Annotated in this window: 15 protein-coding genes and 1 pseudogene; 5 read left to right on the plus strand and 11 right to left on the minus strand. The window is 72.2% G+C overall.

All coding sequences use genetic code 11. From position 1 onward, the window contains the following. Positions 1 to 10 precede the first annotated feature (10 nt). The gene (locus tag ACFV6X_RS01205; protein WP_385375805.1) at positions 11 to 2260 is read left to right on the plus strand and encodes an MMPL family transporter; all 2250 of its coding nucleotides are present in this window, start codon (positions 11 to 13) and stop codon (positions 2258 to 2260) included. A 122-nt stretch (positions 2261 to 2382) separates the two neighbouring features. On the opposite strand, the gene mgt is transcribed toward ACFV6X_RS01205, so the two are convergent. The 4 genes and pseudogenes from mgt to ACFV6X_RS01225 all read right to left on the minus strand — a co-directional run bounded on the left by mgt (position 2383) and on the right by ACFV6X_RS01225 (position 6745). Continuing rightward, positions 2383 to 3576 carry a macrolide-inactivating glycosyltransferase gene (gene mgt, locus ACFV6X_RS01210; RefSeq protein ID WP_385375808.1) on the minus strand — a complete coding sequence of 398 codons (1194 nt, stop codon included), beginning with the start codon at positions 3574 to 3576 and terminating at the stop codon, positions 2383 to 2385. Between the two features lie 62 nt (positions 3577 to 3638). Further along, the gene (locus ACFV6X_RS01215; protein WP_385376262.1) at positions 3639 to 4925 is read right to left on the minus strand and encodes an ABC transporter substrate-binding protein; all 1287 of its coding nucleotides are present in this window, start codon (positions 4923 to 4925) and stop codon (positions 3639 to 3641) included. Positions 4926 to 4940: 15 nt separating this feature from the next. Beyond that, positions 4941 to 5759: pseudogene (locus ACFV6X_RS01220) on the minus strand (carbohydrate ABC transporter permease); the annotation flags it as partial. Next, positions 5756 to 6745, minus strand: coding sequence for a carbohydrate ABC transporter permease (locus tag ACFV6X_RS01225; RefSeq protein WP_385376265.1), 990 nt, complete (start codon positions 6743 to 6745; stop codon positions 5756 to 5758). The gene ACFV6X_RS01225 and the pseudogene ACFV6X_RS01220, both read right to left, overlap by 4 nt. Before the next feature lie 144 nt (positions 6746 to 6889). Here ACFV6X_RS01225 and ACFV6X_RS01230 point away from each other — a divergent pair, with 144 nt between their 5' ends. Then, a complete protein-coding gene (locus tag ACFV6X_RS01230; RefSeq protein ID WP_385375811.1) occupies positions 6890 to 7753 on the plus strand; it encodes a phosphotransferase enzyme family protein in 864 nt (287 codons plus the stop codon). 24 nt (positions 7754 to 7777) lie between these two features. Here the strand turns inward: ACFV6X_RS01230 and ACFV6X_RS01235 are convergent, their stop codons facing one another. From ACFV6X_RS01235 to ACFV6X_RS01250, 4 genes are all read right to left on the minus strand, one after another. After that, positions 7778 to 8500 (minus strand): 3'-5' exonuclease, encoded by a 723-nt coding sequence (locus ACFV6X_RS01235; protein WP_385375814.1) that lies wholly within the window; start codon positions 8498 to 8500, stop codon positions 7778 to 7780. A gap of 124 nt (positions 8501 to 8624) precedes the next feature. Then, positions 8625 to 9863, minus strand: a complete 1239-nt coding sequence (locus tag ACFV6X_RS01240; protein WP_385376268.1) for an SAV2148 family HEPN domain-containing protein — start codon at positions 9861 to 9863, stop codon at positions 8625 to 8627. 112 nt (positions 9864 to 9975) lie between these two features. Continuing rightward, the gene (locus ACFV6X_RS01245; RefSeq protein WP_385375817.1) at positions 9976 to 11286 is read right to left on the minus strand and encodes a copper amine oxidase; all 1311 of its coding nucleotides are present in this window, start codon (positions 11284 to 11286) and stop codon (positions 9976 to 9978) included. 107 nt (positions 11287 to 11393) lie between these two features. After that, complete coding sequence (locus ACFV6X_RS01250) at positions 11394 to 12215, minus strand: Tat pathway signal sequence domain protein (RefSeq protein ID WP_385375820.1); 822 nt, start codon at positions 12213 to 12215, stop codon at positions 11394 to 11396. Positions 12216 to 12398: 183 nt separating this feature from the next. Between ACFV6X_RS01250 and glgX the strand changes: the two genes are divergently transcribed. The 3 genes from glgX (at position 12399) to ACFV6X_RS01265 (ending at position 18528) form a co-directional block, all read left to right on the plus strand. After that, positions 12399 to 14507 (plus strand): glycogen debranching protein GlgX, encoded by a 2109-nt coding sequence (gene glgX / locus ACFV6X_RS01255; RefSeq protein ID WP_385375823.1) that lies wholly within the window; start codon positions 12399 to 12401, stop codon positions 14505 to 14507. 181 nt (positions 14508 to 14688) lie between these two features. Further along, a complete protein-coding gene (gene treY / locus ACFV6X_RS01260) occupies positions 14689 to 17040 on the plus strand; it encodes a malto-oligosyltrehalose synthase (RefSeq protein WP_385375825.1) in 2352 nt (783 codons plus the stop codon). Between the two features lie 234 nt (positions 17041 to 17274). Then, positions 17275 to 18528, plus strand: coding sequence for a M14 family zinc carboxypeptidase (locus ACFV6X_RS01265; protein ID WP_385375828.1), 1254 nt, complete (start codon positions 17275 to 17277; stop codon positions 18526 to 18528). 73 nt (positions 18529 to 18601) lie between these two features. Here the strand turns inward: ACFV6X_RS01265 and ACFV6X_RS01270 are convergent, their stop codons facing one another. The 3 genes from ACFV6X_RS01270 to ACFV6X_RS01280 all read right to left on the minus strand — a co-directional run bounded on the left by ACFV6X_RS01270 (position 18602) and on the right by ACFV6X_RS01280 (position 21177). After that, positions 18602 to 19021: an SSI family serine proteinase inhibitor gene (locus tag ACFV6X_RS01270; RefSeq protein WP_385375831.1), complete on the minus strand. Its 420-nt coding sequence runs from the start codon at positions 19019 to 19021 to the stop codon at positions 18602 to 18604. Continuing rightward, on the minus strand, positions 19018 to 20370 hold the full coding sequence (locus ACFV6X_RS01275) for a M14 family zinc carboxypeptidase (protein ID WP_385376271.1): 1353 nt from the start codon (positions 20368 to 20370) through the stop codon (positions 19018 to 19020). The genes ACFV6X_RS01270 and ACFV6X_RS01275 overlap by 4 nt, the downstream gene beginning before the upstream one ends. Before the next feature lie 255 nt (positions 20371 to 20625). Next, positions 20626 to 21177, minus strand: a complete 552-nt coding sequence (locus tag ACFV6X_RS01280; protein ID WP_385375834.1) for an FHA domain-containing protein — start codon at positions 21175 to 21177, stop codon at positions 20626 to 20628. Positions 21178 to 21188 lie beyond the last annotated feature (11 nt).

Raw genomic sequence — 21188 nt, forward strand, 5'->3', positions numbered from 1 at the left:
GCAGCCCGTCATGGGGAACGGAGACATACGCGTGCGGGGACTCGCCGCCCGGGCAGGCGGCTGGAGTGCCCGGCACCGATGGGCGGCCGTCGGAATCTGGGTGCTGTTCGTCGTCCTGGCCATGGGGCTCGGCTCGGCGGCCGGCCGGGTCGACGTCAAGGACAGCGACCAGCTCAAGGGGGAGACCCACACCGCCGCGAAGATCATCGAGGACGCCGGGATCGAGGAACCGGCGGGCGAGACCGTCCTCATCCAGTCGAAGGACGGCGGACTCAAGGCCACCGACCCCGCGTTCCGGGCCGCCGTCGCCGATGTCGTGCGGGCCGTCGACGCGACCGGTGAGGTCACGGACGTCACCACGCCGTACGACACGAGGACGATCTCCCAGGACGGGCGCAGCGCGCTGGTGCAGTTCGACATGCGGGGGGCGTCGGACACCGCGGGCGAGCGGGTCGAGCCGGTGCTGAAGGCCGTCGAGCGGGTCCAGCGGGAGCACGATGCGCTCCGGATCGAGGAGATCGGCGGCGCCAGCATGATGAAGACGTTCGACGACGCGTTCGGCGACGACTTCCGCAAGGCCGAGTACTCGGCCGTACCGGTCGCCCTCGGCATTCTGCTCATCGCGTTCGGCGCGCTGGTGGCGGCGCTGCTGCCGGTGGCGCTGGCGCTCAGCGCGATCATGGCGACGATGGGTCTGATGGGCGTCGTCAGTCATGTGATGCCGATGAGCGAGACCGCGAACTCCGTGATGCTCCTGGTCGGTCTGGCCGTCGGCGTCGACTACTGCCTGTTCTATCTGCGCCGGGAGCGCGAGGAGCGCGAGGCCGGCCGGGACGCACAGACGGCCCTGCGGGTCGCCGCCGCGACGAGTGGGCGCGCGATCATCGTCTCCGGTGTCACGGTGTGCGTGGCGATGGCGGGCATGCTGTTCACCGGGCTCGCCGAGTTCGAGGCGATGGGACTGGCGTCGCTGATGGTCGTCGCCGTTGCCATGGTCGGTTCGGTGACGGTGCTGCCGGCGCTCCTGTCGCTGCTGGGTGAGCGGGTGGAGAAGGGGCGGATACCGTTCCTGCGCCGCCGTCGCCGCGACGGAAACGGCGAGAGCCGCTTCTGGACGGCTGTGCTGAAGGGGGTCCTCGCCAAGCCCGTCGTCTCCGTCGTCGTGGCCGCCGGGGCGCTGCTGGCCGTCGCGGCTCCCGCGGTCGGCATGAAGACCCAGAACCTCACGCTGGACCAGGAGTTCGGCGACTCGTTGCCCATCGTGCAGACCTACGACCGGCTCAACGAGGCCTTCCCGGGCGGCTCCGAGCCGGCGGAGGTGGTCGTGAAGGCCGACGACATCAACGCGCCCGAGGTGCAGTCGGCGCTCGCCGAGTTCCGTGAACGGGCGATCAGTTCGGGCGCCTCGCGGGGACCTGTCGACATCAAGCTGGACGACGCCGAGAACGTCGCCTTCGTATACGTCCCGCTCGTCGGCGGTTCCGACCTGGACAAGGCGGGCGCCGGCCTGGACAAGCTCCGCGACGAGGTACGGCCGGCCACGCTCGGCGCGGTCGACGGCGTCGAGGCGCCGATCACCGGCGGGGTCGCCATGTCGAAGGACTTCAACGACCAACTCGTCGGCGCGGTCGCCCCGGTCTTCGCGTTCGTCGTGGTGTTCGCCTTCCTGCTGATGCTGCTGTCGTTCCGCTCGCTGACGATCGCGATCACCTCGATCGTGCTGAACCTGCTGTCCGTGGGCGCGGCCTACGGCATCCTGGTCGCCGTCTTCCAGCACGGCTGGGGCGCGTCGCTGGTGGGCGCTCAGGGCGTGGGCGCCATCGTCAGCTGGCTGCCGCTGTTCCTCTTCGTGATCCTGTTCGGGCTGTCGATGGACTACCACGTGTTCGTGGTCTCGCGGATCCGCGAGGCGCGGTTGCGCGGCCGTACGACGCAGGACGCCATCACGCACGGCGTGGTCACCACGGCGGGGGTCGTGACCAGCGCCGCCGTCATCATGGTCGCCGTCTTCGCGATCTTCGGCACCCTGTCCATGCAGTCCATGAAGCAGATGGGCGTCGGCCTCGCGGCGGCGGTGCTCATCGACGCGACGATCATCCGTGGTGTGCTGCTGCCGGCGGTGATGTCGCTCCTCGGCGAACGCAACTGGTACCTGCCGAGGTGGCTGAACCGCCTCCCGGACCTGACGCACGACGAGTCGGCGGACGCGGTGGCGGGGGCGCCGATGGTGCGGAAGGAAGGGGGGCGGGTCCGGGTCTGACCCTCGTGGGCGGGACGGCCGGGCGTAAACCCCTCCTCCCGGCCGTCCCGTGACCGTACGTCGGCCGAGCCGGCCAGCCGGCCAAGGGCCCGTGTAGTCCGGAGGAACCCACGGGCCCTCACTCATGCGCTCGCCGCTGCCAGTTCGGCCTCGATCAGGTCGGCCGCGCGCCGTGTGCCGCCCTCCTTGGCCATCTCCGCCTGAAGATCCGCCAGGCGGCGGGCGACCTCCGGGTCGTCGACGAGTGCGAGGGCCGCCTCGCGGAGCGTCTCGGCGGTGGCCTCCTCGGCCGGGACATGGCGGGCCACCCCGAGGCCCTGGAGCATGTCCGCGTTGCCGAACTGGTCGACCGCCTGCGGCACGGCGATCATCGGCGTGGCCGTGGCCATGCCCTCCTGGCTGCCGCCCGCGCCCGCGTGCGTGACGAACAGGTCGGCCTGCTTGAGGATCGCGAGCTGCGGAACCCAGGACCGCACCTCGACGTTCCCCGGCACCTCCCCCACCTCGGCGGGGTCGACGTGCTTGCCGATCTGGAGCACCACGTGCCAGCCCGGCAGCCCCGCGAAGGCCCGCACGCACTCCCGGTAGAACGCCGGCTGCTTGGTGAACGCCGAGCCGAGCGAGACCAGCACGACCTTCTCGGCATCGGCGGGCCGCCGCCAGTCCCCCTCCGCGCCGCGGTCGCCCTGGCAGGCGCCGACGAAGCTGTACACCGTCTCGTCGACCCGGTCGGCGTTCGGCTGGAGCGCCTTGGGGATCAGCACGAGGGAACGGGCCGGCCGGCCGGCGAACGGGTCCGGATGCCGGGAGATGCCGTTCTCCTCCAGCCAGGCCTGGAAGCGCGCGTAGTAGGCCTGACCGCGCTCGGTCTTCCTCGGCTCCTCCCACAGCGGCTCGGCGACCTCCTCCTCGTAGCCTTCCCAGGCCACCAGGTTCGGCGAGAGGGAGACGGCCGGGACGCCCCAGCGATGGGCCAGCACCCGCGCCGGATACGAGGCGATGTCGTGCAGCACGAGATCCGGCTCGTCGCCCTCGTACGCCTCGATCAGCTGCGGCAGGGCCTGGATGGCGTCGTTCAGGAAGGGCTCGACGTTGTCCAGCAGCGTCTCGCCCCACGCCTCCGGGTCGTCGTCGGGGCCCGGCAGGGTCGACTTCCAGAGCTTCACCTCGGCGCCGGTCTCGGCGACCTTCTTCTCGAACACCGGGGGAATCGCGTACGTCACCCGGTGCCCCCGCGTGACGAGCTCACGGATCACCTCCAGGCTCGGGTTCACGTGGCCGTGGGCAGCGATGGAGAACATGGCGATGTGCGTCATGCCCCCGACCTTAAGCGAGACGATACGTCTCGTGCAACTGCCTTCCGGTCTCCCCTCCCCCGTCAGCGCTGATACCGCGCCAGTACCAGATTCCCGTCCTCCTCCAGCCGTCTTCGCAGCTCGTCGAGGCCGATCGCGCCGCTGTAGTACTCCTGCAGCGCGGGCGTCGCCACCTTGTCCTTCCACTCGGGATACCCCCGCACCGACTGCGCGGGCGCCGGGCGGAGGTGCGTCGCGAGGGTGGTGCCGGTGGCCCAGCCGTACCGGGCCGTGCGCAGGGCGGGGTCCTTCAGGGCCTGCGTGCCGGTGGGCAGCATCCAGTCGCCCAGAGCCAGGCGCACCATGTTCTGCGGCCGCAGCAGGAAGTCGAGGAAGGCCGCCGCCTCCTTCTTGTACGGGCTGTCCTCGGCGATCGACAGGGTCTGCGGACTGACGCCCTGGGCGAGCCCGGCCGCACCGGCCGGGGCCGGCAGCACCTGCCAGTCGAAGCCCTTCGGCGCCTGCTGGACGATCTGCTGGCGGTACGAGAAGCCGAGCGGCACCATCGCGTACTTGCCGCCGAAGAACCCGGGAAGCGTGTCCGAACCGCCGCTGCCGAGCGTCGAACCCGGCGCGCTGCCATCGGAGTTGACCTGGTGGTGGACGGTGCGCGGCACCACCTCGTCGCCCGCCTCGAAACGGACCGTCACCTTGCCGTCCGCGCCCCGGTGGAAGAGCTGTCCGCCCGCCGAGAGGGAGAGGTTGAGCGTGGCCGAGACGGGTTCCTTCAGCGGCCAGGCCACCCCGTACTTCCCCTCGGCGCTCAGTTCCTTCGTCACCTCGCGGAACTCCGCCCACGTCCAGGGCTCTTCGGGGGTCGGGATCCGGACACCCGAATCCCTCAGCCAGGCCGAGTTCGCGATGATCACCCGCGGCTCCTGGAGGAACGGCACCCCGTAGATCCCGTCCCCGAAGGTCACAGTCTCCCAGCTGCGCCGCGGGATGTCGGCCTTCAGCCGCTCGGGCAGCAGGCCGGTGAGGTCGGCCAGGTAGCCGCCGTACGCGAAGTCGGCGAGGTCGTCGGAGGCGTCGTGGATGATGTCCGGCGCCTCACCGCCCTCGAACGAGGTCAGGAGCTGGTCGTGGACGCTGTCCCAGCTGCCCTGGACGTATTCGACACGGACGTCCGGATGGGCGGCGTTCCACTCCGCCACCAGCTCCTTGTGGGCCTCGACGGACTCCTGCTGCCAGGCCAGCGACTGGAAGCGGAGCGTGATCCTGCCGTCCGCGGAGTGGTCCCGCGCCCCGCCCGTGCAGGCGGTCAGCAGCATCAGGGCGGCCGCGACGATCCCTGCCCTCCTGGCGCGCATCAGCTCTTCACCGCCCCCGGCGAGCATGCCGCCCGTGATCCGCCGCTGGATGACGGCGAAGACGAGCAGGGAGGGCAGGGTCGCGAGGAACGCGGCCGCGGCGAGGGGACCGAGGTCCGCCACGCCCTCCGCGCCGATGAAGTGGGTCAGGATCACGGGCAGTGTCTGTTCCTCCGGGGTCTTCAGCAGCACCAGGGCGAAGAAGAACTCGTTCCACGCGGTGATGAAGGCGAACAGGGCCGTCGCCACGATCCCCGGGGCCAGCAGCGGCGCGGTCACCGACACCAGCGTCCGCAGCCGACCGGCGCCGTCGACCGCCGCCGCCTCCTCCAGTTCGGCCGGCACGGCCCGGACGTATCCGACGAGCATCCACAGCGCGAACGGCAGTGCCCAGACGACGTACACCATCACCAGGCCCGGCAGGGAGTTGATCAGCCGCAGGTTCTTCAGCACCAGGAAGAGCGGGATGATCACCAGCACGAACGGGAACGCCTGACTGACCACGACCCAGCCGGTCGCCGCCCGCGCCAACCGGGTGCGGTGGCGGGCCATGACGTACGCCATCGGCGTCGCGATCAGCACGGCGACAACCGCCGCCCCCGTCGCGGCGAACAGGGAGTTGAGCGCGGCCCGCAGCAGCGGCTGCTCTTCGAAGGCCTGCCGGAAGTTGGCCAGCGTCGGGTCCTCGGGGATCCAGGTGGGGTGCAGGCTGCCCAGTTCCCGCGGCGGCTTGAAGGCGGTGGAGATCAGCCACAGGAAGGGGAAGGCGAGGAAGACGAGGTACGCGAGCAGCGCCACGTACTGGCCGACGCGCGCCCCGGTGCTGGTCCTCATACGTCGTCTCCTCCCCTGAGCCGGCCCACCAGGAAGAGCGCCAGCAGTACCGTGATCACCGCGACCATCACACAGCCCATCGCCGCCGCATAGCCGAACTGGCCGTAGCGGAAGGCCTCCTCGTAGGCGAAGAGCATGGGCAGCCTGGTTCTGCCGCCCGGACCACCGCTGGTCAGGACGTAGACCAGGGCGAACGCGTTGAAGTTCCAGATGAAGTTCAGAGCCGTGATCGCGAGGGCGACCGGTCTGAGGGCGGGCCAGGTGACCGTCCGGAACCGGCGCCAGGCACCCGCTCCGTCGATCGCGGCCGCCTCGTGCAACTCGCGTGGGGTGTTCTGCAGTCCGGCGAGCAGGGCGACCGTCGTCTGGGGCATCCCCGCCCAGACGCCGACGACGATCACCGCGGGCAGGGCGGTGCCGAGCCCGCTGAGCCAGTCACGGCCGTCGCCGAGGCCCAGGTCGCGCAGGGTCTCGTTGAGGACGCCCGCGTCCGGGTTGTAGACGAGCCGCCACATGATGCCGACGACGACCTCGGGCATCGCCCACGGCACGATCGCCAGGGCGCGGGCCAGCCAGCGCAGCCGGAGTCGCTCGTTGAGCAGCAGGGCGAGGCCGAGCGCCAGCAGGAACTGCGGCACCGTCACGCCGACCGCCCACACCAGCCCGATCCGGAACGACTCCCAGAACAGCGTGTCCCGCAGCAGGTCCTGGAAGTTCAGGGTGCCGATCCACTCGGTGGGCTCGGTGCGGCCCGCCTGGGCGTCGGTGAACGCCAGCAGGATCCCGTACAGCAGTGGCCCCACGCTCAGCACGAGGATCGGGATGAGCGCGGGCAGCACCAGGAACCACGCGCCGTGGTCGCCGCCACGCCGCTGACGGCCCCGGCTCGGCGCGCGTTTCGCGTGCCTCACCTCGGTCACCAATGTCACGGGATCGACTCCTTTGCGCGGCTCGTGACGTTCTGGAGCCCGGCGGGCCCCCGTCATGGTCGTGAAGGCGGTCGACGTCGTCAAGGGCCCGCGCACGCCCCCCGACCTGTGCGAATGCGACACTGGCCGACGGACGGCACGAACGCGGCACCGCGGGATCCGGGCCACGGGCCCCGCGACGAGGGATCACGGAGGCGGACGATGGACGAGGCACGGGCGCGGGACGTACTGGCCGCGGCGGGGGTACTGCCCGGTCCGGCACGGGACGCGCGGCTCCTCGCCCTCGGCGAGAACGCCGTGTTCGCCGCCGGTGACCTGGTCGTCAAGGTGGGCCGCGACACCGAACTCCTCGACCGGGCGCGCCGGGAGGTCGCCATCGCGCTGTGGCTGGCGGAGGCCGAGATCCCCGCGGTCCGGGTGGCCCAGGACACCGCGCTGCTCGTCGAGGGGCACCCGGTGACCGTGTGGCACCGGCTGCCCGATCCCGTACGGCCCTCCGAGCCCCGGGATCTGGCCGAACTGCTCCGGGTCGTCCACGCACTGCCCTCCCCCTCCTTCCCACTGCCGCCCCGCGCACTGCTGGGCGGGGTGGAACGCTGGCTGCGGCTGGCCGGCGAGGCGATCGCCCCGGCGGACGCGGCGTACCTGCGCGAGCGCCGCGACGGGTTCGAGGCCGCCGCGGCCGCGCTCACGCCGCAGTTGCCGCCCGGCCCGATCCACGGCGACGCGCTGCCCCGCAATGTGCACATCGGTCCCGACGGGCCGGTCCTCGTCGATCTGGAGACCTTCTCCGCCGACCTGCGCGAGCACGACCTGGTGGTGATGGCCCTCTCCCGCGACCGCTACGGCCTGCCGGCCGAGGCCTACGACTCGTTCACCGAGGCCTACGGCTGGGACGTGCGCGAGTGGGACGGTTGTGCGGTGCTGCGCGGGGCGCGGGAGACGGCCAGTTGCGCCTGGGTGGCCCAGCACGCGCCGAGCAATCCCAAGGCGCTGGCCGAGTTCGAGCGCCGGGTGGCATCACTGCGGGACGGGGACGAGACCGTGCGCTGGTATCCGTTCTGAGCCGCCGGCCGCTGCCGGGCGGGCTCAGACCCGCTCGTCGGCCGGCTCCCGCAGTGGCCACAGGCCGTCCACGACGGCGGCGGCGTTCCCCTTGCGCCGCAGGAACTTCTGGAAGTCCGCCGCCCACTCGGCGTACCACTCGACCTGGCGTCGGTGCAGCTCCGCCGGGCCGAGGGCCGCGATCTTGGGGTGGCGGCCGGCTATCGCGCAGGCCAGCCGGGCGGCGGCGAGCGCGTCGGCGGAGGCGTCATGGGCACCGTCGTGGACGATGCCGTACGCGGTGCAGACCGCTTCGAGGTTGCGCTTGCCGCGTCGGTAGCGGTCGACCTGGCGGTCGATGGTGTACGGGTCGATGACCGGCGCCGGGTGCAGGCCGCCGAGGCGGTCCCGCAGGGACGGCAGGCCGTACCGCCGCAGTTCGGCGGAGAGCAGGGTGAGGTCGAAGGCGGCGTTGTAGGCGACGACGGGGACGCCCGTCTTCCAGTGGCCCGCGAGGACATCGGCGATGGCGTCGGCGACCCGGTCGGCCGGGCGGCCCTCGGTGACCGCGCGTTCGTTGCTGATGCCGTGCACCGCCACCGCGTCCGCCGGGATCTCCACTCCCGGATCCGCCAGCCATTCCCGGCGTCCCAGGGGCTGACCGCCCCTGACCTCGATCACGGCCCCCGTGACAATGCGCGCCTCTCGCGGATCGGTCCCGGTCGTCTCCAGGTCGAAGCCGATCAGCAGCTCCCGGTGCCAGCCCATGGGCGGCCCCCCTTCTTGGTGGTGCTTTCCCCCAGTGATCTCCACGATCGCATGCGGCACTGACAATCAGAGGACAGCGTTCCGCTTGAGTCCCGGGCGTGACGCCGGAAAAGGTGACGACGATTCAGGACACAGGGCGGGAATCCACCCATGCCGCCTCGAACTCCTCCCGGTACGTTCCGAAGAGTCCGCTCTCGTCCACCTCGCCCGACTTGACCACCCGGTTGCCGTTCCGCAGTACCAGCACCGGCGCCTCCATCCCACGGGTGCGGCGCAGATAGGACTGCACGACCGCGATGCCGTCCGAGCCGTCGCCGTCCACGAGGTAGGCGGTGAAGCGGGGTGTCTCGTCGTAGACCTGGATCTCGAAGGCGTCCGGGTCCCGCAGCCGGGCGCGCACCCGGCGCATGTGGAGGATGTTCATCTCCACGGCCCGGCTCAGCTCGCCCCGCTTGATGCCCAGTTCGCGCTCGCGCCGCTTCACCGCGCTGGACGCCGGGTTGAGGAACAGCAGCCGCACCCGGCAGCCGCCCTCGGCCAGGCGCACCAGACGGCGCCCGGAGAAGTTCTGCACGAGCAGGTTGAGGCCGATACCGACGGCGTCGAGACGGCGGGCCCCGCCGAAGATGTCCTCGGCGGGGAACTGACGCATCAGCCGCACCCGGTCGGAGTGCACGGCGACGACGTCGGAGTAGCGGTCGCCGACCAGGTCCTCGACCGCGTCGACCCGCAGCCGGCGCGCCGAGGGCACGTCCCCGCCCGAGCCGAGGGTCTCCAGCAGCCGCGCCGAGGCCCGCTCGGCCTGGTTCAGCACGGCCTCGGACAGGGCCCGGTTGCGCGAGACGACGTTGCGGGTGACCTCCAGCTCGTCGAGCGCGAGTTCGACGTCCCGGCGCTCGTCGACGTACGGCTCGAAGCAGGGCCAGTGCTGCACCATCAGCTCGCGCAGCTGCGGCAGGGTGAGGAAGCTGAGGACGTTGTCGTCGGCGGGGTCGAGCAGATAGCCCTTGCGGCGGCTCACCTCGCGCACGGCGACCGCGCGCTGGACCCACTCCTGGCCGGCCGGACCGGCCGCGGCGACCACCCACTCGTCGCCGTGGACGGGTTCGTAGATGGGGCGCAGGACGGCGGCCACGACCGCGCGCAGCCGCTGCTCGACGAGGTTCAGCCAGATGTAGGCACGACCGGCTCGCTGGGCGCGGGTGCGCACCTCGTGCCAGGCGTCGGCGTCCCAGTCCAGTTCCGGGCCGATCGAGTGCGTCTCCATCGGTCTGGCCAGCGACACCGTGCCGGGCGGGACCTCTGTGGAGCTCCCCTCGTGACCCTCGTCACCAGGGGGCAGCTCCAGCCCTCCCGAGCCCACCCGCGCACCGCCTTCCACTCCCCCGAGCACTCCCTGCCTCAACGATCAAGGAAGGGTACTCCGGGAGCGGTCGGCGGTGCAGCCGGATGGGCAGGCTTGTTCGCCAACTTCCCTACTCGGGACGTCCATTCTGATCAGCCAGCTCGGCCGGCGTGAGCGGATTCATGGCGGTGACGTCACGCGGGGCGACGGACAGACCCTGCCAGTGGACCGGCATGGGCTGCTGGTCCTCGTCGCGCGCCACGTGGTGGAAGCCGACGTTGACCCAGACCACGGGGTTCTTCAGGGTCTGGCCGCCCACCCACTTGTCGACGGACTTGCCGTGCCCGGCGCCGCAGTCGGGCAGGTTGTCGCTGGCGTACTGCTCGCACTTGTCGTACTCGGTGAAGTACACGTCGTGCCGGGTGTAGCTGCGGCCGGGGTACTTGGCGCTGGCGCCGGGCACGATCTCGTACGAGCGCGCGTGCCCGTCCTTGTTCTTGCCGGTCGCGCTGACCACGCGCCACCAGCGCATGTTCTTGGCGTCGCCCGCGAGTTCCTTGGTGATCGCGGTGCGGGTGGTCTTGTTGGTGGGCGCCGGGCGGCCGTTCGCGGGGGCGCTGACCTTGGAGTCGTACTGCTCGATCCTGCCCTTGGTCGAGCCGTCCAGGTTGAAGTTGAGCCGCCAGAAGACGTTGTGGCTGTGGCTGGTGGCGTAGGCCTTGGCGCCCTTGCCGATCGGCCAGCCGCGGCCGTCACCGGCGTCGTAGTCCACGGGCGAGAGGGAGCCCGTGGCGCCGACGTTCATGTTGATCGTGCCGTCGTCCTGGAAGCGCCACTCGGTGATGTACTCGTACCAGCCGACCTGGTTGACGGTGTAGACGAGCAGGTCCTTGCCCTGCTTCTGGAAGACCTTGTTCGCGGTCTCGCCCTGCATGCGGTAGGCATGACCACGCGAACGAGTGGTGGTGCACAGGCCCTTGACGTTCTGGTGGGAGGGGTCCCAGGCCTCGGGCACCCGGACGGTCTTGATGGTGCCGCCGGGGCACTCGCCGGGCGCCAGGTCCTTCAGGCCCTGGCCGAAACCGGCCTGGGTGAGGTCCTGGTACTCGGCCTTGCCGTCGTCGTAGGGCACATGGATCTGGCCGAGCTTGCCGGAGGCCAGCACCTTGATCGGGCGGGCCTCGCCCGGCGGCTGGTAGGTGATGTGCTCCAGTACCAGACCGGCCTCCTTGTGGTAGCGCCAGCACATGCGCCAGGTGGTGCCGGTGGAGAGCTTCTGCTCGATGCGGTACGCGGCGCTGCACTCGGCCGCCGCAGCCGGCGCGGCCTTGGGCTGGGCGGCGGCCGGGACCGCCCCGGTGGTGGCACCGGCGGCCAGCCCGGCCACGGCGAGGGCCAGGGCCGTCCGCCGGCGGGCACGGCTGTTGCTGATCACGGGCATGACGAAATCGACTCCCTTGCGGAAGGCTCACCGGAGCCTTCTGGAGGATCGGTTGGAAGAGTGGACCGAGGCCCGCGGGCGGCGGGGTGCTCCCGCGCGCGGGTGGCTCAGCCGGCGAGCTCGCCCACCTTGCGGGCGCTCAGGTCGACCACCAGGTGACGGGCGTCGATCCACGGCCCGTTCTTCACCTTCGGGAACAGGCGTACGCAGCGGTGCTCACCGCACTGGTCGAGCACGGCGGGCTGGGCGCCCGGCGTGGCCCGGTACACCATGCTGTTGAGCAGCAGCTGGTCCGGCGAGGTGAGCTCCTTGCCGGTGGCGTCCTGGTAGTCGGCCTTCAGGCCCGCGCCCAGCGGGTCGGCGATCAGCAGCCTGGCCGCCTCGGTGGCCTCGTCACGGCTCAGCGGCGGCTGGACCCCCTGCCGCCGGGCGGTCCGCTCGACCTTTCCGGTGTCGAGGTTGACCGTCCGGGTGACAAGGGTGTCGTCCCCGTAGTCGTAGAAGGAGACCTCGGCGCGCCGGGGCGCCTTCGGGTCGCCCAGCTCCGCGGCCTCCGGTTCGGCGAGGTCGACGCCGAGCCGCTGCGGTCCGCGGCCGCCGTCGACGCCCTCGCCGGAACTGATCAGCTGCCGGCTGAGCGCGAGCCGTTCGACCCGCTTCGTCTCGTCCTCGGTCAGCGGGTCACGGCCGGTGCCCTTCTCGCCCTGGGCCGGCGCCTGCTCGACGACGCCCGGCGGCACGGCTGCCTGGCCGTCCGCCGCGCCCTGGGCCGCCTGCTGGGCCCCGCGTCCACCGGCCGTTCCCCCGGCCGTGTCGTCCGCCCCTGCCGTGCCCGGCAGGGTGATCCCCACCATCACTGCCGTCCCGGCGAGCGCGATGGCGGCACCGGCCACCACCTTGCCCAGATGGCGGTGCACTATGTTGCGCACAATCTCCCCCTACTCCCCCTGATCTCCATGGGAGTACGTGTCTGCCCCACTGGTTCGGCATACCTCCGTATGCACTGGTCGACCGGTAAGAGGGGAGTAAGTCATAGGTGGTTCCCTCACTTTCGTGGAGACTCGGGGTCAAGGCGGTCCCACCGGCACGACACACCTGGAAGAGTCGTATCCATGCAGGTCTGGCCTGGAGAGGCATATCCGCTCGGCGCCACGTACGACGGCGCCGGCACCAATTTCGCGGTCTTCACGGAGGCCGCGGACCGAGTAGAGCTGTGTCTGCTGCACGACGACGGCTCGGAGACGGCGGTGGAACTGCGGGAGAGCGACGCGTTCGTACGGCACGCGTACCTGCCGGGCGTCATGCCGGGGCAGCGGTACGGCTACCGCGTGCACGGCCCCCATGCCCCCGAGCGAGGGCTGCGCTGCAACTCGGCGAAGCTGCTGCTCGACCCGTACGCGCGCGCGATCAGCGGTTCGGTCTCGTGGGGCGAGGAGGTGTACGGCTATCCGTTCGGCTCCCCGGACGAGCGCAACGACCTGGACTCCGCGCCGCACACCATGACGTCCGTCGTGGTGAACCCGTACTTCGACTGGGGCGACGACCGGCCACCCCGCACCGAGTACCACGAGACGGTGATCTACGAGGCCCATGTGAAGGGCCTGACCATGCGCCACCCGGGGCTGCCCGAGGAACTGCGCGGCACCTACGCGGCGCTCGCCCATCCGGCGGTCATAGAGCACCTCACCGGGCTCGGCGTCACCGCCCTGGAGCTGATGCCCGTACACCAGTTCGTCAATGACCACCGTCTGGTGGACATGGGCCTGAACAACTACTGGGGCTACAACACCATCGGCTTCTTCGCCCCGCACAACGCGTACGCCTCCTGGGGCGACCGGGGACAGCAGGTCCTGGAGTTCAAGTCGGCGGTGCGCGCGCTGCACGAGGCCGGGATCGAAGTGATCCTGGACGTCGTCTACAACCACACCGCCGAGGGCAACCACCTGGGCCCGACGCTGTCCTTCCGGGGACTGGACAATCCGTCGTACTACCGCCTGGCGGACGACCCCCGGTACTACATGGACACCACCGGGACCGGGAACTCCCTGCTCATGCGGTCCCCGCACGTGCTCCAGCTGATCATGGACTCGCTGCGGTACTGGGTCACCGAGATGCATGTCGACGGCTTCCGCTTCGACCTCGCGGCCACGCTGGCGCGGCAGTTCCACGAGGTGGACCGGCTGTCGTCGTTCTTCGACCTGGTGCAGCAGGACCCCGTGGTGTCCCAGGTGAAGCTGATCGCCGAACCGTGGGACGTGGGCGAGGGCGGCTACCAGGTGGGCAACTTCCCGCCGCTGTGGACGGAGTGGAACGGCAAGTACCGGGACACGGTGAGGGACCTGTGGCGGGGCGAGCCGCGCACGATGGCGGAGTTCGCCTCCCGGCTGACCGGCTCGTCCGACCTGTACCAGGACGACGGACGCCGGCCGCTGGCCTCCATCAACTTCGTGACCTGCCACGACGGCTTCACGCTGCACGACCTGGTGTCGTACGACCACAAGCACAACGAGGCCAACGGGGAGGACAACCGCGACGGCGAGAGCCACAACCGGTCCTGGAACTGCGGCGCGGAGGGCGAGAGCGACGACCCGGACGTCCTGGCACTGCGCGGCCGGCAGATGCGCAACTTCATCGCCACGCTGATGCTGTCCCAGGGCGTGCCGATGATCAGCCACGGCGACGAGTTCGCGCGCACCCAGCGCGGCAACAACAACGCCTACTGCCAGGACAGCGAGCTGGCCTGGGTCCAGTGGCCGCCGGACGGCGGCGAGCTGCTGGACTTCACACGCGCGATGGTGTGGCTGCGCAGGGACCACCCGGTGCTGCGCAGGCGGCGCTTCTTCCACGGCCGGCTGGTGGAGGGCACCCATGACGAGCTGTCCGACATCGCCTGGTTCACCCCCGAGGGCAAGGAGATGACCCAGCGGGACTGGGAGTCGGCGCAGGCGTCGGCGCTGACGGTGTTCCTCAACGGCAACGCGATCTCCGAGCCGGGACCGCGCGGGGAACGCATCACCGACGATTCGTTCCTGCTGATGTTCAACGCCTCACCCAGGGCGCTGGACTTCGTGGTGCCGGTCGACCACGGACGGCAGTGGCAGGTCGTCGTCGACACCGCCCGGCCCGAGGGCGTGGCCCCGGGCACCGGCACCAAGGTGGCGGACGGGGACCGGCTCACCCTTGCGGACCGGAGCCTGACGGTGCTCCAGCGGCCCGCCTAGGCGCGGGTGCCGCTGTCGGGGGACCTCGGCGCGCCCGGTGTACGTCGCCGGGCGCGCCGTCCGGTGTGGCGGCCCTGGAGAACCGGGGACGGCGACGCCCGTCACTCCCATGGCCGCGCGTGTGGGCGGACGGGCAGCGGGCGATGACACGAAATCCGGCGGGGCGGGTACGTAGCTCTCCATGACACCTGAGCGTCCTGACCCGGTGGTGCCCACGGCCACGTACCGGCTGCAGCTGCAGCCCGAGTTCCCGTTCGGTGCCGCGGCGGCGGCCGTGCCGTACCTGGCCTCGCTCGGCGTTTCCCATCTGCATCTGTCGCCCGTCCTGGAGGCCGTGCCGGGCTCGCTGCACGGCTACGACGTCGTGGACCACGCGCGCGTGCGTGCGGAACTGGGCGGCGAGGACGGGCTGCGGGCGCTCGCGCGCACCGCGCGCGAGCACGGCCTGGGCCTGGTGCTGGACATCGTGCCGAACCACATGGCGATGGCACCGCGCCACAACCACGCCCTGTGGGAGGTGCTGCGGGAGGGGCCCACGTCCCCGTACGCGCGCTGGTTCGACATCGACTGGGAGGCGCAGGGCGGCCAGTTGCTGGTGCCGGTGCTCGGACAGCCGCTCGGCGACGCGATCGAGCACCTGAAGGCCGACGGCGACGTCCTGCGCTACCACGACCACGCGTTCCCGCTGCGCGAGGGCACCGGGCAACTGCCCCTGCCGCAGCTTCTGGACGCGCAGTGGTACCGCCCGGTGTGGTGGCGGCTGGCCCGTACCGAGCTCAACTACCGGCGCTTCTTCAGCATCTCGGAGCTCATCGGGGTGCGCGTGGAGGACCCGGAGGTGTTCGAGGCGACGCACGCCAAGATCCTTCAGCTGCTGCACGACGGCGTGATCGACGGGCTGCGCGTCGACCACCCCGACGGGCTCGCCGACCCCGACGCCTACCTCCGGCGGCTGCACGAGGCGACCGGCGGCCGCTGGACGGTCGTGGAGAAGATCCTGTCCGACGGGGAGAGCCTGCCGGCTTCCTGGCCCGTCGCGGGCACCACGGGCTACGACGCCCTGCGGCACGTCGACGGCGTGTTCGCGGACCCCGCGGGCGCCGGTGAACTCCTCGGTCAGTACCGGCGGTTCGCGGCCCCCCAGACGGACCGGGGCGGGCACTGGGAGGCGACGGTACGGCGGGCGGCGTACCGCGTGCTGGAGCACGAGCTGGCCGCCGAGGTGGACCGCCTGACCCGGACGGCGAGCCGCCTGTGTGCGGCGTCGCCGGAGCCGGAGCTGCGCGACCGGGCACCCTGGGCGCTGCACACGGCGCTGCGGGAGCTGCTGGTGCGGATGGAGGTCTACCGGCCCTACAGCTCCGGGGACGCGGCGGCCGTCGTCACGGCGGAGGCCGCGGCGGAGGCCGAAGCGGCCTTCGTCGTCCCCGAGGAGGGCGGCGCGGTCGACGTCGTGCGCGGACTGGTGCTGGGGCGGTACGGCGACGCGCCGGACCAGTTGGATTTCCGGGCGCGGTTCGCGCAGACCGCGTCGGCGCTGCGGGCGAAATCCGTGGAGGACACGGCGTTCTACCGCTATGTGCCGCTGCTGTCGGCGACCGAGGTGGGCGGGAACCCGGGGGTACCCGCAGTGGCTCCGGAGGACTTCCACGCGTACTGCGCGCGCGTGCAGCGCGACTGGCCGCACACCGGGACGGTGGTCTCGACGCACGACACCAAGCGCAGCGCGGACGTGCGGGCGGCGCTGGCCTTGCTCACCGAGTGCCCGCAGCGCTGGGCGGACGTGCTGACGGAGGCGACCCGCACCGGTGAGGGCGTGCCGGACGCGCAGCTGGCGTGGGCGGCCTGGCAGACGGTGTTCGGCCTCGGCACGGCCGACGCGGACCGGGTACGGCAGGCGCTGCTGAAGCATGTGCGCGAGGCCGGCCTGTACACCAGCTGGACCGAGCAGGAGCCGCCGTACGAGGAGGCGGTGACGGCATTCGTGGACGCGGGGCCGTGCGGTCCCCCGGGAGAGCCCGTGGCCGCGCTGCGCGCGGAGCTGGAGCCCCACATCCGGGCCAACGTGCTCGGCACGGCGCTGGTCCATCTGACGATGCCGGGGGTGCCGGATCTGTACCAGGGCACGGAGGGCGAGTACCGGGCGCTGGTCGACCCGGACAACCGCCGGCCGGCCGCGTTCCCGCCGGTCGAGGACCCCGGCGCCAAGGGGGCGCTGACCGCGGCGGCTCTGCGGCTGCGGGCGCGACGGCCCGAGGTGTTCGGGGACGCCGCGACGTACGTGCCGCTGGCGGCCGAGGGCGCGGCGGCCGCGCACTGTCTGGCGTACGCCCGCTCCGGCGAGGTCGTCGCGGCCGTCACCCGGCTGTCGCTGCGGCTGGCGGAGGCGGGCGGCTGGCGGGACACGGCGCTGCCGCTGCCCCCGGGGCGCTGGGTGGATGTGCTGGACCCGGAGCGGGAGTTCAGCGGGCACGCGCGCGTGGGCGAGCTGTTGGAACCGCTGCCGGTGGTGCTGCTGGAGAGGGTCGGCTGAGAGGCGGGCGGTCTCGGGCAGCGGCCCGCCCCCCGGCGGGCATTCCGGCGGGCCACCGGGCCGGTACCGGTGGCGGGTCGGTGGGGGCGTGCGTGCCGTGCCCTGGCGTCCACGTATCTGCGTGCGGCCCTGCGTGCATCCGGGCGCCCCTTGGAGGCTCCCCCGCCCTCTCCTTGACACTGCCCCTGGACCGTGCGGTACTGCGGGTGCGAAGCCGGGTGGAGAGGTCGGGGGGTGAGTCTTCTGCCGGAGCTGCGCTACCCCACCGTGACCGAAATCGTGTCGTCCGCCCGGGCGTTGGCCGCTCAGCATCCCGGCTTGTGTGCTCTCCGGCAGATCGGCGTCTCCCGCGCCGGCCGGCCGCTTCACCTGCTGTCCGTGGGGCGCTCCCGGCACGCCGTCCTGGTCGTCGCGGGCGCCCACGCGAACGAACCGACGGGGGGTTCGACGCTGCTCGCGGTGGCCGAACGGGTGGTGCGGGAGCGGCAGTTGCGGGCCGGCATCTCATGGCACTTCCTGCTGTGCGCGGACCCGGACGGGGCGAGCCTGCACATCACGCCGGCGCCGCGCAGCCTGTTCGACTACCACCTCGGATTCTTCCGGCCCGCGGGACCGGAGCAGCCTGAGTGGTCGCCGGCCGTACTGCCGCCGGACCGGCTGCCGCCCGAGACGCGGGCCCTTACCGGCGTCATCGACGAGCTGCGGCCCTACCTCCAGGTGACCCTGCACGGCACCGACCTGGGCGGCAGCTGGGTGCAGTTGACGAAGGAGATACCCGGCCTGGCCGAGCCGTTCGCCAAGTCCGCGGCGGAGCTGCACATCCCGGTGGAGACAGGGGCCTCGGACGCCGCGGGCTGGCCCGCGGCCGGACCCGGGGTGCATGTGATGCCGGCCGCCGGAGCGGGTCTGGCGTACCCGAGCATGCCCTCGGACGACGCGCGCCACAGCACCTGGTACCACGTGCACCGGTACGGCGGTCTGACGGCGGTCGTGGAGGTGCCGATGTGGGCCAGCGACCTGGTGGACGACCCGGCCCCGCATCCGGCGCCGGCCGCGGCGATGCGGCGCCTGGCGAGCCGACTGCTGCGGGACGCGCTCCGGGTGGAGCGGGTGCTGTCGGACGCGTCACCGCGTCTGGAGGGCCTCGACGGGCCCCTGCTGCGGGCCGCCAGATGGGCGCTGGAGCTGGTGCCCGGGCTGGCCGCCGACTGGACGTACACGCCGCCCGCCGGGCACACGATGGCGTATGTCGGGAGCGTCGACGCCTTCGCCCGCCGCCTGCCTCTGCGGGCGGCGGCGATGCTGTTGCGGGTCCTTCAGGAGACCGACGACCGGGCTGCCCCGCGCCTCGAACGGCTCGTCGCGACCTGGAGCGAGGCCTTCGCCGACCGCTTCGCTGCCCGCTGGGTGCCCCTGGAGAACCAGGTCGAGCACCAGGCCCGCACCGTCGTGACGGCGGCCCTCCACGCGCGTGACCGGGCGGCGTGACCAGGAGCCACGCGCGTGAGGAGGCACCCCACGCGCGCGTGCCGCCCGGCAGCCGTCACCGGCCGGCCGGCCGTCAGCCGTCCAGCGCGAAGACCGCCCCCGTACGCGCCTCCGTCTCGCAGGCGTTCCCGAACGTCTGCCGGTGGTCGACGGCCTGTCCGCGCCACTGCCCGCGCGCGTGGACCGTCACCGGCGCGTGGACCATCGGGCAGTAGGCGTGCTTCAGCGGGAGGCGGCTGATGTCACCGGCCACGGAGTCGAGCTGTGCGCAGGCCTCGACGGCCCGGCCGTGCCCCTGGGGCGGGTCGCACAGCAACAGGGTGCCCCGTGTGTCACCGGACCCGCCCTCGCCCCGGGTGACCGTGAGGTAGAGCCAGTCGCTCACACGGGACTCCGGGACCGTCGCCCGCGCCGGGGCGGCACCGACGAGGAGGAGGGCGGCCACGGCCGGCAGACCGCCCCGGACAACTTTGGTGGTGAGGGTGTGCGTCATTCCCGATGCATCGGCACGACCGGTTCGCAGCCCCAGTCCGACTCACCCGAACGGAAGTCCCGGGGCGCGTGCCGCCGGGCCAGGTCGAACGCGGCGAGAATCACCTGGGACTGGTACTCGGCCTGGCGCGCGACGGGGATCCAGTGGGCCCCGCAGCCGTCCCGGTAGTCCGCGCACCACTGGTCGACCAGCGCGTCCAGCTCGGGCAGCACCCCGGCGGGATCGCGCCCCGCGCGCGTGACGAGCTGGTGCAGCAGCCCCGCCGTGCGCAGCGCCAGCCGCCGTCCCGAGATGCGCAGGGCGGTCAGATGGGCGGTGGTCAGCGGCGGCAGAGTGCGGCGCGGCCGGTCGCCGAGGTCGGGGTCCCAGTCGTCGGCGAGCCCCGGGCACACGAGCAGGTAGTCGTCGACCGGGGCCAGCAGCCGGGCCGCCTCGGGGACCGTGGCGGCATGCGGGCGCACGCGCGTGAGGATGCCCCGCAGCAGCCGCGTGTCGTGGCGCAGTGCCCGGCTGAGCGCCCGCAGCGCCGCCTCGGCGTCGGCGGGCGCGGATCCGTCCCCCACGCCGTCCACGCCCCACATGGGCGCCTCCACGACGGCCGTCACGGTGCCGTGCCGGTGCGGGTGGTACCACGTCGACTCGACGGCCGCCTCGGTGATCGCCGCGACCAGGCCACCCCGGCGCGGCGGCGGTATCCGGTAGACGGCGGGACCGAGCACGGGCCAGTACAGGGCGTCGTACGCGCCGAGTTCGCGCGGGATGCCGAGGCGGGCCGACGCCCGGGCCACCGCCTGCGGGAGTCCGGGCAGGTCACGGGTGAGTTCGACGAAGCCGCCGCCGACGTCCACGCCGTGCAGGGAGCACTGGAAGAAAGGTTTCAGTTCGTCCTGGAGGGCGAGCAGGGCACGCGTCTCCGGCAGGACGGCGCCGGCCGCGCCGTCGGGCAGCCACTCGGGCTGCTCGAGGAAGCCGGGACGGAAGAACCGCCGGAAGTACCTGTCGAGGCTGTACGGCCCCGTCAGCCAGCCCTCGTTGTGCCGCAGGCCGTCGGGGTCGAGGCACAGCAGCAGGTTCCAGGTCGTGTCGGCGCCCTCGGTCAGGCGCGGGTCGGCGAGGGCGCGCTCGGCCAGCAGCAGGACGGTGGCGCCGCCGACGGGTTCGTTTGCGTGCGGCCCGGCGACGACCAGGGCCTGACGGCTGCCGTGGCCGACGGACAGCAGCCACAGCGGCGTGCCCGCGCGCGAGGTGCCGACGCGGCGCAGCCGTGCGGCACCGGGGTGGCGGGCGACGAGGGCGGCCGCTCGCGCGCCCAGCTCGTCGACGGTCGGATAGCGGAGGAGTGGCGGCAGGGCACACCTCCGTGGTGCCGTCGGTTCACCTGATGTGTGCGGTGTACGCACAGTCAGTCACGAGTTCAGGTGTACGTCAACACCGCGACGGCCGGGGCTATTTGGGGCCCGGAATCGCGGACGCCGGGCGATCCCCGGGCATCGGCGCGCCAGGGCTCACGCGGGCTTCCTGGTCGATCGGCCGCTCGGGCCGCCGCTCCGTTCGCTGCCCCGGCCGCCGCCCGGCCGCCGCCCGGCCGCCGCCCGGCCGGCCGCTCAGTCGGCCGCGAGCCGGAACGTTGTCTGCCCGAAGCCGACCTGGTCGCCCTCGCGGACCACGGTGGCACCGGTGACGCGCCGCCCGTTCACGGTGGTGCCGTTGGTGGAGCCGAGGTCGCGCAGCACCCACATGCCGCCCTGGCGGGTGAGTTCGGCGTGCACCCGGGACACCGTCTCGTGATTGAGCCGGAGCCCGTTGGCGCGATCACGGCCTATGCGCAGGGGGTGTCCGGCGGCGGGGTGGGGCAGCAGCAACTTCGGCAGCCGTTCGGCCCGCCAGGCCCTGCGCAGCCGCTCGGTGAAGCCCGACACCGCCTCGACCGTGCCGAACACCATGCGCGCGACCCGGCTCTCGGTGGGCAGGTCGGCGGTGAGCACGGCGAGCTCGTCGGACCGGCGGGCGGCGAGCGCCAGTTCCATCCGCCGGACGAACGTGTCGTGCGAAAGACGGCCCATGGCGACGCCGTCACGCAGCACCTTCAGCGCTTTGTCGCGCTCCGCGTCGGACAGCCGCGCGGGGTAGGTCGAGAACTCGAAGGACGACGTCACACGGGTGATTG

The sequence above is a fragment of the Streptomyces sp. NPDC059861 genome, assembly GCF_042731435.1.
GTDB lineage: Bacteria > Actinomycetota > Actinomycetes > Streptomycetales > Streptomycetaceae > Streptomyces.

What these genes read in the sequence shown, in the direction of transcription:
- ACFV6X_RS01205 (WP_385375805.1), top strand. Translation starts at nt 11, where the DNA reads ATGGGGAACGGAGACATACGCGTGCGGGGACTCGCCGCCCGGGCAGGC.
- ACFV6X_RS01235 (WP_385375814.1), bottom strand. Translation starts at nt 8,500, where the DNA reads ATGGGCTGGCACCGGGAGCTGCTGATCGGCTTCGACCTGGAGACGACC.
- ACFV6X_RS01245 (WP_385375817.1), bottom strand. Translation starts at nt 11,286, where the DNA reads ATGCCCGTGATCAGCAACAGCCGTGCCCGCCGGCGGACGGCCCTGGCC.
- ACFV6X_RS01215 (WP_385376262.1), bottom strand. Translation starts at nt 4,925, where the DNA reads ATGCGCGCCAGGAGGGCAGGGATCGTCGCGGCCGCCCTGATGCTGCTG.
- ACFV6X_RS01270 (WP_385375831.1), bottom strand. Translation starts at nt 19,021, where the DNA reads ATGACGCACACCCTCACCACCAAAGTTGTCCGGGGCGGTCTGCCGGCC.
- mgt (WP_385375808.1), bottom strand. Translation starts at nt 3,576, where the DNA reads ATGACGCACATCGCCATGTTCTCCATCGCTGCCCACGGCCACGTGAAC.
- treY (WP_385375825.1), top strand. Translation starts at nt 14,689, where the DNA reads ATGACACCTGAGCGTCCTGACCCGGTGGTGCCCACGGCCACGTACCGG.
- glgX (WP_385375823.1), top strand. Translation starts at nt 12,399, where the DNA reads ATGCAGGTCTGGCCTGGAGAGGCATATCCGCTCGGCGCCACGTACGAC.
- ACFV6X_RS01225 (WP_385376265.1), bottom strand. Translation starts at nt 6,745, where the DNA reads ATGACGGGGGCCCGCCGGGCTCCAGAACGTCACGAGCCGCGCAAAGGA.
- ACFV6X_RS01230 (WP_385375811.1), top strand. Translation starts at nt 6,890, where the DNA reads ATGGACGAGGCACGGGCGCGGGACGTACTGGCCGCGGCGGGGGTACTG.